This is a genomic window from Candidatus Omnitrophota bacterium (assembly GCA_026387175.1).
GTDB lineage: Bacteria > Omnitrophota > Gorgyraeia > 2-01-FULL-45-10 > 2-01-FULL-45-10 > CAIMPC01.
The window spans coordinates 113,037-126,298 of sequence record JAPLME010000012.1 but is presented as its reverse complement, the minus strand read 5'-3'; the positions used below and the strand labels follow the sequence as shown (position 1 = coordinate 126,298).

General features: G+C 47.9%; 1 protein-coding gene (only partly in view). It reads right to left on the bottom strand.

Going from position 1 to position 13,262, the window contains the following annotated elements; genetic code table 11:
- Positions 1-13,262, bottom strand: partial view of a peptidoglycan-binding protein gene (locus NTY76_07860; protein MCX5678998.1) — the beginning only. The gene continues 20,632 nt to the left of window position 1, outside the view; the window shows 13,262 of its 33,894 coding nt (coding positions 1-13,262); the start codon lies at positions 13,260-13,262; its stop codon lies off the left edge, out of view.

Here is a 13,262-nt window from a genome sequence, read left to right as displayed (position 1 = left end):
TCGTCAAGCTTTCTGGTTGCTTTCGATAGTTCAGCGCCATACTCTCCCTTCTTTCTGAAGAGTGCTTGCCGCGCGGCTTTTAACTCCGCCGGAGTTGCGGCTACAGCGGTTTCCGGAGCCGGGCTGACTTGCGGTTTAGCGAGCTTAGGCGCCGCGGTAACGGCCGGCTTGGCGGATGAAGGAACCACGGAGACAGCTGGCTTAGCCGGTGCGATAGCCACAGCCGGTTCAGCGGGCCGGGGAACTGCAGTAACAGTTGGCTTAGCCTGCGGAACGGTCACGGCCGGCTTGGCGGGTGAAGGGACCGCGGTAACAGCAGGCTTGGGAGCTGCGATAACGATCGGCTTAGCAGATGGAGCAACCGGAGTAACGGCCGTCTCAATTGGAGTAGGTCTTGCCTTACTCTCGCGTAATAGCAGCTCTCTTATTAAGGAAGTCATCGTCTCGCGGCCGACTTTTCCATCACGCTTTGCTAGTCTGTGATCTTCCTGGAATTTTCTAACCGCGGCTTCCGTCTCCGTCCAGTATATTCCGTCATCTTTATACTTCGGTAGATCATAGCCGAGCGAGATCAAAGCGCCCTGAATCACTTTAGTGTTTGGATCAATACCAGGGCTCTTGGTCCTCTTTATAACATTACCCTGATTTATGAAGTTAGATGGTCTCGATATAAGGATTGCGACGGCAGGATTATTTTCCCGGGCATATTTTAAAGCATTCGCAAGATCCGCGAACTGCGGTATCTCTCCCTTTTCCGGAGCAGCTGGCGCTGGTGCCACCTGTGGCTGGGTAACTGGTGTTGGCGTTTCAGTAACCGGCGGCGCTACCTCGCGGAATCCCGTAGCGAAATACTTCTGCAGGAATACATACATCGCGTCCTGTTTCGCGTAGCCGTTCGGTGAAAGCGTTCTATTATTTAAAATCATGTTCGGCATCAGACCCTCGAACATAGTGCCGTTCCATGAAGGGATGAAATGGGCCGTCTCAACTCCTACGCCCGTCTTAACCCGGTGTTCGTAATAGCCTTCTTTCGGTTTCTGGGCCTGCCAATCCCACGCTTCGGGTAATGTCTTAGATGTCTTCAGCCAGGCTTCTTTAGGTATATCGCCTTTTGCTATCGCTATCAGTAACGCCGGGCGTATCTCGGTATAGATAAGTCCATAGTGCGACTTTGTCAGCCCTGTATCTTCGTCATATCCATTGGCGAACTTTTGCTCTTTAGCATCATACAACTTATCGAACTTCATGTTCATGACGATGTTTGCCGTCTCTGCCTGTAATCCAGGGAATGTCTCACCGGCAATTATAAGGCCTGCGGCGAGCCATCCATTGTCAACGGTAGAGATGTGCCTGTCTCCCTTTGTCACGGACTTCAAGTCATCCGTATGATAATAGTTCCGGTATAGCCCGTTCCACTTGTCCAATTTCTTGAGAGTATTTATAGTGTTGATGATCCTGGTCCTGGCCTCAGCCTCATCGATAAGCCCTAATTCTTTTGCTCCGACAATGCTTGTAAGGTAGAGCCCTATGTCGGTTATGGAAGTATGCTTAACGGCGGCTCCTCGCGAATCTATCATGTTTGGCGGCAGCCAGTTTGTGCTCTCATTAACGTTATCTTTAAAGTAGTCCCAGGTCTTTTGAGCTATACTCAGAAGCCTATTCCTGTCTTCCGAAGAAATGTTTCTATCGAGTGATAGGCCGGCAGGAGTCTCTATCTTGTCGAACGTCTCGTTCAATAAGCTGATTGACTTTTTGATAGCTGCATTTGAGGCAAAACGGTCTTGTATAACTCCACCTTTTAGGCAATTGACCATAGCTATGAAACTCATGGCCTGGTTGACCGCTACATACTGTCTGGAGGATTGTTCGTTCTTCGCATTTACGGAATCATACATTCCGTATTTACCGAGCACCTGAGGATATAATTTTATCATTTCGTCTATATTCCACATCGCTTCAGCAGGCGCTACGTCAAGGGCGAGGAAACTCGCATGAGGGGCTATAATTCCTTCTCTACCAAAAACATAGCACTTGTCAGCTTTACCTATACTGCCAAGCGGGCCTCCGGCAATTAAATATTCCCCGTTCGACGGACTGCATGCGGCCGAAGTTCCCCAGATCGGAAATCCCATAGGCGTTAATGTTAATTTATCGGCTGCAGACTTAACGGTGGCTGCCACCTTTCCTGCCCAATTCTCTATTCTCTTGAATGCTTCGTCAAGCCCGGCGCGAGGCTTTCTTTCCATTGCCTTCTTCGTAACCTTCTTTGGCTCTTTGGCCGCGGCAGCTTCCTCTTTGGCCAGTTCAATTGCTAGATTACGAGGATCAAGCTGGAAATGCATAGTGTCGTCTTTGAATAGGCCTTTGAAATTGCCGCCATATATCATGCCGTATTTTTCCGCCGCAAGCTTGCCGACTATATCATACATATAACGATTAGCGGAAACATGTGAATCGCGAACTATCCCATTTTCATCTATTAAATAGATATCCATGGCGATCCCTCTAACATGCGGGCTGTTGTTAATAAGCCGCTCAACATCAGGATATCTCGCCTTAAGTTGATTCGCCTCATCAGCGGGAAGCAGAGAATTTGCGGGATCAATGATATAATCGGCGAGCTCCGCTATCTTCTCGCTATCCTTATACTTAAGATCCTTATAGTGTTTCTTAACGACCATGGCTTCTCTTTCTTTCGTCCGCACTACGCTAAGCTTGTAGAACCGCCAGCCATACTTAGCGTATATCTCCTCTTGGAGCGCTGCCATATTATCAAGAAGTTTTGGATTAGCTCCAGCTTGATTAACCCCTGCCGCGCCGGCAAATTGCTTCTTTTCGACCTCTGCCGCTTTTTCCCGAAGGGACGCTATTTCCATAGCGGTGTTCTTGCTTATCGTTTTAGCGACATCCGCGCTGTTATCCAGCGCTAATAGCTCTCCTATTAGCGCAGCCATAGTTTCGCGGCCGATCTTTCCATCTTGTTTCGCGAGGTTATGCTTTTCCTGGAGCGCTGCGACAGCCTCTCCGTCTAGATTATAATCCAGAGCTTTAAGAATATTTCGGATTATCAGGATGTTTGGGTTATCGGTGGGGCCACCAACATTGCTTATAACATTACCCTGATTTATAAAATTTGCGAGCGGGGATACGAGTTTCGCGACAGCGAGGTTACTTTCCCGGGCATCCTTCAAGACACTCGCAAGATCCGGTTTTTCCATCCTTACAGGCGTAGGCACAGGCGAAATCTGCTCAGGAGCAGGTTGCACTTCGGGAATAACAGGCGGTGGCGGAGGAATTCCACCCGCGCCGGGCCCTGCTGCAGGGCCCTGTCCTGCAGTGCCGCCACCGGGGGTTTCGCCGACCTGAGGCTTCTCCTTCGGCTTCACTTGCTCTTCAATAGCTTTTTCAGTAACTTGCGGAGCCGCGGGTGCGGTAATTTGAAGTGTTTCAGGCGCCACAACCGCTTTCCCATTCATGATATCATCAAAAACACTGCTAATATTATTGCTCAATCTTTCGAATCCGGAGAACTGCTTCGGAGAATATTTGCCTATAGTTTCAGCGGCGGCTATGGCAGCTCGGTCCATCGCGCCCTGCTTCAGACCGGCCTTTAAGCTCTCCACCTGCGCAGAATACGCGGCCTGCGGGTAGGCCACCATCGGAGCGGCGCCTGCCGATAACATTATAGCCTGTCCTGCCATTCCTGAAATAGTTTCCGACATCTTACGGCCGGTCATCTTCTCGATGTTCACGCTGTATTTATTAATAAGGAGAGTTCCAAACCCTACCGCGCCCACAAATATCAGCGCTGGAACAGCTCCGCTGAATAGTATAAACACGGCCGGTAGCGACATAGCGTACATCAATATATTGCGCGAATTTGGCACGAACGATTCCGCTAAAGTTCTCCAGTAACTCTGGCCGGCGCGTTCAGCTTCCAAGGCCACCTTGCGCGCCTGGACCACCTGCAATATCATCATCGCTATCCCGATAACCGCGACCGGAATGGATATGAGCGGCATGATAAGGGCCGAGGAGAATACAGCGGGCGTTCCGAATATTGCGGACAAGACTATAAGACCCACTGCCGCGATAATACCGTAGGCTCCGCCTATAAATACCGGCAGTTTCGCTCTGTAAGATCTATTCTCGATACTTCTGGCCACCAAGCCGGCAACCACCGCAGTCACGACTATAAAACCAAGCGAGATGAGAGTGGTGGCGAGAATACCGCCGGCCATCTGCAATGCAAAGACGACGCCTATAGAAATGGCCAGCGCCCTCACGAATGTATTGAACCCTGATTGGAAGCGCGTAGGCGTGATATCTCTGACTGTTTCGAGTTTCGACTTAAATATCGCGATAAGGGTTATATTGGCCGCGAGCGCAAGTGTTACTGTGACCAGCGCAAGCGGAAGCGCTACTGATCCCACCGCAAGTATAGGATGTGCTATCGCGGCTATCAGCGTGCCGGCGCCAACAAATAGTCCGGGACCTGCAAGGATCTGTAAGGCCATTATGCCTGTCCATCGGCCAAAAGCCTTGAAGAAGTTCCCTCTGCCTACGCCGACTGTGAATCTCAGGAACTCCGTATTAGATGTATCGAGCACGCCTATCTTCTTACCGTAAAGCTGTTTTAAATATACAGCCGAGATGAGCATCATCGCCGCGGCAATACCGGCTAGGAGAGGATGCGCCGTCAACAGCGTGACTAAGGGCTGCAGTATGCTATCAGCCAGCGAAGAGAAGCCGTATTTAGCCGTCAGGAAACCTGCTCCTACGATCATAATTATGGATGCGAATGTTTTGATAAAGTTGGTGGAGATAAGATCGCGCAAGCTCCGTTTCCCGGTCTCCGCCACATTCTCGACTTTATCTCCCATGTCCTGGGCAATAATGGCGGACACGAATGCTTTGGCATCTTTTATCCTGGCGTCAAAAGTCCTGGCAAGTAACGCCAGGTTCGCTATCTCCTTATTGAACTGTATAAGAGCGGGCCTCAATCCCAGCCTTGCTTCCCGGGCCAGATAGTCAAGCCGTTTCCGGATAACCTGCTGTTCCGTCTGGAATTTACTCATCTCATCGGTCAGCACGGAAACAGTCAACTGTGCCAGAACGGCTATCTTCTCATCGATCGTCTCACCCTCTTTGAGATTATTCACTATACCATCATAGGCGCCTATCGCCTTAAGGAATTTTATAAATTCGTCACGCGATGTTGTTATATTAAGAAGACCCAGGATCTTTTCCTGATATGCGAATACCTCGTTCTCATATTCGCGGCGTTTCTCATCATTGCGGCTCTGCTCACTCACTATCCTGTCTCTGATCTCAGCTATTAAACCCAGTCTTACTGTGCGCCCATCCGCTGCCATAAGCCCGTCGATAGCGGTCTTATCACCTTTCCCCACCGCATTACGCAGCGCGGCTATCTGCTGGTCCAATAGAGTGACATGCTCAGTAAATATTTTTTCATCTAACGAGAATAGCCCTTCCCACGAACCTTTATTGGCGCCTCTATCCGCGCGGCCCTGAGTTTGGATCTCGAATGCCTCAGGTTCATCCAAATAAGTCGATATTACGTGCAACCCGGGGGCATCTTTATCTATCGGCGGCACTTTGGCGCCTTCGGTTCCGTCATTATTAAGGAAACGGCCCTTTATCTCTATATCGATACCGCGATGCGCTATATTGGTAACTATCGTTATAACATTTCCATATCCGGCTTTGGCTATATTTTCAGTAAACTCTGCAGCATTCCTGCCGCTGGCCAGATTTATTATCGTTCCTCGCTCAGCCAGCATAGAAGCCATATTAGCCTCTATATACTTCTTTAGCTCTGCCATCTCGGCATCCGATTCAATCTTTATTAGGATTGGCTGTCCAAGGGACATCTTTGCAGGCAATCTATCTATCAGGGCCGCCCACTTCTCTTCCCTTGTATTAAATCCCGTGTGGCCGGCACTCTTATCCAGCGTCTGTGATTCACCTTCTATCTTGAGCACGGTTTTGATTTTGCCGTGTTTATCCATATACATATTCTCAAAACGCTCTTTTTCCATTGTGCCGCTGGCGCCCGCGTAATCTGTGATAATATCTCTCGAGAGGAAATTGCCTATAGCCATCGACATCGAAGTATACGTTTCGGGAGTTAAATTCGCGTCCGCTACACCTGCGGAAATTTCTATGGCTTGCTGAAGACCTTCGCCAAAAGACATGCCGGTCTTTCTGGCTTTAGTGTCCGTGTCGCAAACATCAACACCAATGACTTTTCCCTTCTCATCCGTTCTAAGGAAGTACTGTTCGTCAACTTTATAGAAAAGGTTCGCCTGTAACGCGTCCATGGCAAAGATCTTCCAGTTTTTAACCGCTATATCTAGAAGCTCTTTATATTCATTGTCTTTATATAATTCCCGGATCTTCTTCTCGATTGCCTGCTCTCCGCTGTCAGTCAAATATGCTTCTCTTGTCCCTTGCGGAATATATAAATAGCGTTTTTGATTTTTTAATACCATCTCTTTAACTATACTGTTTATCCCCTTGCGTACAGCAAGGCGCTTCTCAGCATCGTCCATATCTTTGCCTGATATAATGCACGGCGTCGCGGAACCAAATACGAGCATCAGATCCGCCTCATCAAAGAGTGTAAAATACTTGTTCGTATTCATCTCGAGAGTATCGGTCCCAAGCCTCTCCTTCATATTACGATGGACGAACCTGTCCCACTTACCATATATGATATCGCAGCGCTCGAAAACCTTGTCGATAGCGGCCTCACTCTCAACTTCCACCCCATTCTCGAATATTACGCCGATCTCGGCAACGCTTCCATTAGCCATAACTTTCGGAAGAATAAACCCTGTCACAGCGCCGCACTTGCTCAATATAGCGCCCATCTTATCCTTCACCATTGCCTGTTCGGTAAGATTGTCTTCGTGAGTCATTATCAGGACTTTTTCACCCGGCCATACCGTTTGCCGAATAGGATCATTGAGCACTTCGAGCGCAGTCACGCCCTCGGTAAGCGTCTTACCACCGCCTGTTCGCAGTTCAGCGAATTTCCCTTCTTTCATCGCCTCGACCGCTTCTATCTGTCCCTTCCTATAACTCAATTTCTCCGCAGGTATCCCGCGAACTTCTCCGAACACCTGAAGAGCTTTTTTCTGAATGTCAGTTTCACCGGGGATAATCTCCACAACTGGCGGTATTGCGGCGGGCAACTGTAATTCAGCCGGCTCAACCGGTGCCGGAGCCTTGGCTTCCTCTAATAATATAGCCGGCGCAGCGGCAGGCACCGCCACCTCAGCCTTTTGCGCTCTCAATATGGCGAGAGTCATGTCATTGGGGTTGATACCACTAGCTAACGCTATTTCTACATACGGCTTTATATTATCTCTACCTAATGAGAGTAGACTTAAATTCTTGGCGCTCAGCTTAACTCCGGCATCTTCGAACCGCACCAGCTTATCGGCATACAGGTATGGGTTTGCAAGATAACCTTTTTTATTAATCCCGAGGGCATCTAATTTCTTTAAGGGTTTGAATATCCCATCCTGAGGCTTAGAGCTAATGAGCCTTACAGCCGAAGCCATATCTCTATCGGAAATATTTCTAAAATCAGGGTTGGTCGAGGCAAGGTATGAAGCGATCCCTCTTAATCCATCGACGTTTAAAGCGGATAAGAGGGCGCGGTAATTATTTATATTCTTTACATCGAATCCGAAGCTTTCAAAATACTTAACTATCCCCTTCATGCCGGCAGAGACCTCACGCCCATCTACGGGATTTGCAGCATTTATCAATTTTGTCAAGCTGCTGCGATTGGTGATTATATTAAGGAGGGCGAGATATGTGGCTGCGATCTCATGCGCTTTCTCATTCTTATTAATGGGTGTCATCTGCAAAGCATAGTGGAATGCTTCATGCGGCAGGTGGAAGAGTCTTACCTCTTCTATTACCCTTCCGGTTTTAGGATCATACGCTCTGGGACTTATATGAATGGTGCCGTCTTCCGGATCGAACGCGCAGAAACGGTCAAAGAGGTTATTATCGAGCACCACGGGAGGCGCGTTTATGCCGGCGTAAAATTTCCCGATAGTCCTGTCAACTATTGTCTGGACATCCGAACCTGCTTTCTTCTTAGCGGCGACCTTTTCTCCGGGAGCGATCTCCGGCAATGGTATCGGCGAAAAGAGCATACCGGCAAAATTGTTCACTTGCTGGCCTATCACGGGCAGTCCCGCGAGACCGGTCGCGATGAGCGGTAAAATGAATGCCAGCATAAATGTGGTGGGCCCGGGACGTCTCCCAGCACCTTCTTTTTTGCTCGAGACCAAAGAGACAATGAGTTTCGCAATCAATACGGCAGGCGTAATAATCGTCAATACCCAGGCCATGACACCGATCAGGCCCAGCCACCAGCGCTGGCTTAAATAGGCATTGTTTAAAACCTCTGCCGACACATTTATGAGCAATTCTTTCTTATAAAAATCCTGCTGTTTCTTAATTGGCTCTTTTTCGAACGAAGGGAGGCTGACAAAAAGCTCCCGGATGCGGCCCAACGTTTTAAGATAGAGGCTAAAATAACCTGTGGCAACATCGCCTCTCTTACGATGAATGGCCTCATGAACGGCCGTCCCGACTCTTTTAACGGTGTTATTCCGGCTGCTTAGCTCTATTTTCACTCCGCGAGGATTGCGCGCTATCATGCCGAAAAAAGTATCGCCTTTAGTGGCGCCGGAAAACCAATCGGTATCAACCAAAACAATAGGCGCATTATCATTTTTCAGATACTCATACGTATCGGGAGCAAGAACAGAGAGCGCAAACAGCGTCTTCTGAAGCTCCTCTACCGGCGATAATCGTCCTGTTTTCCTGTCCAGCACCAGCTTACCTTTTATATATTCCGGCAGGGCCGTCTTGTCAACGCTCCTCCATATTTCATCGATGATGCGGTTGATGTTATCTATCCTGGTTTCAGGCATATTTTCCAGGCCGGGAACACCACGAAAATCTTTTAGAGCTAACTTTCCCCGGTTATTGACGAATGCATCTATAAGGAGAGGGTTTTCTATCATCTTGCTTTCGGAGTTGAGGCGTGGAGCTCTATACATGAAATACTGCGAAGAAGCCATTTTTGCGAAATAAGTATCGATCGCATCCCGGAGCTTTTTCTGGTCAAGCGCGAACTGCTTTTCGGCCACCAAAGACGGCGGCTTAACAGCCTGTACCGGCGCAGGTTGCGCTTTTACCGGGGCCTTAGTTCGTACCGCCGTAGGCATTTTTACTGCTTGTGCCAGTTTTATCTGTGGACCTCCCGGAACAGTTCGCGCCGGAGCGGCTATTGAGTAAACTGAGCTTGAGACAAGTATAAATAGTGTAAGGATAAATGTTAATAAAATATTGACGAATGGATAGCCTGCTTTTCCACAAACTTCGACTAAAATTCTTTGAGCCGCTTGCACTGCCGGCGGTGCGACAGGAGTTTCTCCTGCCACGGACCCGACGCGTTCGCTAGGTCCGCCGGGTGTCTCCGGGCCGGCTTTCGCGATCTTGATTATTTCATAAAATCCAGGCATGGTATCGTCCAGCGGCATCATCTTGAAGGATTCTGCTTTGAATGCTTTTTCAAACTCACTGGTCACACTAGAACCGGCAATATAAAGCTTTCCGCCGTTTCTTAACATTCTGTAAATTTCCGCCGCGATATTAATATAATAGTCCGTTTCGGAGAGTGGTGTTTCGCGGGCTTTTTCATATAACTTATAGCACTCCGCATTAAAGAAATTTACGGATATTATAGTGTTAACCGATCCATCGGCTATTTTGCGAGAGTTATCTCCTGTAATGTCTCCTATAAATAACTTCTTTTCCTCATCAGCTAGTGAATAATTTAAGTCAAGCCCTATAAGCTTTGCATTTCTCTTCACCTCTACTTCATTCCGTAAAAAGTCGTTAAAACCTCTTTGTTCTGCTCCGGCTAAATGCAAGACCGTGGTCGGCTGGTCGGGGGTGCTATTCTTTGGAATCATGCTATCTATAATAGCTTTTTCAGTATCGACGGTTTCGGTTTTCAAGGTCTCAATAAGCGCGTCAAAGGCCAACTTAGCATTTTTGCTTGAGAAATCTAATATAACCCGCTGTGCGGCTGATTCGCTAACCGTTGGAGTGGGCTTTATAGGAGGGGTTGGTGCAATAACTGTTTTATCGGCAAGCTCTTTTAACTTTGCATCTATCTCTCGCGCGTTTAATCCATCCTGAGCTAACTTACCCTTCCATTCTTCCGGAGTTTCTGGCGGCTCTTTTTTCCAATCACGTAACTGTACGAAGTTAAGCTCTTCTCCGGAAATTCTAATAGTTAAAACTGCCATTGGCTCATTCTCAAACGAAGCCCTCTTTAGATAAGAAACAGTTTGTTTACATCTTTCCAAAATTTTTGTTAGCAATTCGTGCGCATTTTCATCTTTTATAATCATGTCTAGATATGAAACTAAAGGCGCAATGCCGTTCTTTAAATCATAAAACTTAATTTCCCCACCACGCGATATAGTATCGATTAACGCCCTTTGGTGAGGAGATAAGTCTATGTTTTTAGCTGTTTGGTCTATAATCTTAGTTATTCCGAGTCCAGCTTCTTTCATCTGTTGCAGCTTTTTCATGGTATCAGCGCTTAAGTTTTTCTCTCCCCATGGTATACCATTCATATTTTCTTCTATAATATCTAACTGCTTACCGATTGCCTCAGCAAGCTTCCCTGCAAGATCTTTTCCGCCCTGATCAAGCATAGTTGGCGCAGGCAATGCGGCCGGCTCAACAGCTGTCGGCGCTTGACTTAAAACCATCGGAACTGCAGGAGTCTGAGCTGCAGGCACGGCAACTACAACCGGTTTCGCCGCCGCAACGGCCTGCTGCTCGAGATCCGTTATAATCCGGTTTGTAATATTATCCTGCTCTTCTGTGCCCAAACCCTTGCGCCGTAACTCGGTGGCAACCGCAGTGGCAACCTTCTCTTTCCAGTCGCTCGATTCAAGATTGGCCGCGGACTTCACAATGTCTATTATCTTATCGATCTTCGCCTGCTTGTCCTGATCTTCGAGCACTTCTATTCTCTTGGTTAGTCCTTTTATCCGCTCTTCAACCAGCGGAATAACTTTTTCGGTGGCTAGGCCCTTAGCTTCCGTCGGCTCCTCTGCGGAAATATCAAAACCCGCATAATCCAATATAACTTCGCGAACCAGCTCTTGCAATACTTCAGGAGAGAGCGGCTTAACATTTGCATCACGAAATCCTGCTCCTTCTCGCTCTAGAAGCATTGTATAGTCTCTCAGATATTGCTCGACCGCGGCTTTCATTTCCCTGCCGGCGCCTAATAAATTAACTTGCTGTCTCTTCTTAAACGCCAGGACAGCCGCATCTACACCTGCGGCGCCAGTAACTGACTGTAATAAGGACGCGATCAAACTATCAGCGAGCCTAGCCCGCAGCTCCTTAAATTCCGAGCTATTAATCAACTCCTTTGAATCTTTGCCCGCCGGCAGATTATTGACATCCTCATTGAGTTTGCTTATTCCGGCCAGATACGCGCTCGTGGCGATGAAGTATTGTCCGCTCTTGAGGAGTTTCTCGTACGGAGCTGATTTATTCGTAAGGATCGCCACATATGGCCTCTCGCCCTTCGAGGCGTCGAACTTCGGGAGTATTACAATATAGGATGTGCGGTTCTGTCTTAATAGTTCCGTTATGCCCTGCGAGTGGTAACCGCCTGTTATAAGAGCCGCTACGTTCTGATTACGCTCTTTCATTGTGGCAATTGTGTTGGCGAGTATCGTATGATTTCTCTTCTCGGCCGTCCTGTAGAAATCCATCGCTTGGGGGAGAGCGCCGAATATCTTACCGAGATCGTAATCCGTGTCGATCGTAACGCCGTATTTTATCGAGGCGTCCCTTATGAAGGATGCCACAAAGCCAGCGTTGCAGTGCTCGATATTCTTGGCCAGATATTCAAAGTCACCGTTAGTCAGCTTCAGGTCAAAGATATCTCTCAAATATTCCATGCACTTCGTTATCTCGTAAAGCTTCTTCTGGTCTTCTCCGGTGAAGAGTTTTTCTTTTATCTGGTCTTCAAAATCCCTCACCTCTTCGAAGATGGCGGTGAGATCTATCGATTCATAGAGCGTAATGTAATTTGTGTATGATATCAGGTTCTTATAAGGCTCCGCGTCAATGCCGGCCTTCTCGGCCTGTTCCTGCAGGAAGACATAATACTCACCATGTGAAATCTTGCCGGTCTTGTATGAAAGCGATTTCAGGACTATCTGTTCCAGGTCCTGCTTGGAGGCCTTTTTGCTAAGCGCGTCTATAAGAGAGTCTCTCTCCTTATTAGCCTTCTCGAAACTGATATCTTTCTCCAGTTTCAGAGACTCGACAAGCTTGGTCAAGTTCTCGTATCTCTTGTAGTCAGAGCCGGTCCTATCAGCAAGGGCCTTCACCAGGCTCCACCTCTCGGTGAATGTAAGCTTGCCGTCCTTGTGCAGAACCGAATTGGTGGTAAGGTCTTTCAACTCCTGGGAATAGATCTTATCTTGGAGGGTTTTAAGCGATGAGAGCAGGTTTTCAATGTCTTTCCTGATTTCACTGTTTGCCTGGTAAACAGCTCTGAATTGTTCAAGGTTTTCCTGGTATAGGGGCTTGTCTTCGATTCCGTAGAGGGCCACCGGCTTATTCGATGTGACAGTGAAGAATTCGCCCGCTGACATCCTGCCTTCTTTAACCAAGTAGCTTGCGGTTCCTTTTCTGACATTTTCGTTTGAAAAAGCCCTGAGGATGGACGTATCTATGTAACCTGAAGAGCCTTCTATAGCTATAAGCTTTAGGTCATAATTAGTCACTAATGAGTCGAGCACTGAAGCTATCGACTCCTGGGCGCCGAGAGATGAGTGGGCATCCTGGATGTTTATGATAGTCTTATCGCCGGGAGCGGTATAGACTTCCTTAGTGACGGCGACATCCTTGGGGACATTGATCGGACTGTTTACATTGACGGGCGGCTTAAAAGAAAAGCTCCCATTCTGTCCTTTGGACCAGACAGGAGCTCCATCCTGCGCCCATATGATATCCTGATTTATAAATGTGACGACGAGAATTACCGCTATAGCACGCATCCATATCTTATGCCGAGGACTTTGTAAGTCCATTATCAAAGATTTCGAGCCAAGTTCTTCTCTGGCCGAATCAATAGTCTTTTCGTCGTTTCGGATATCCAT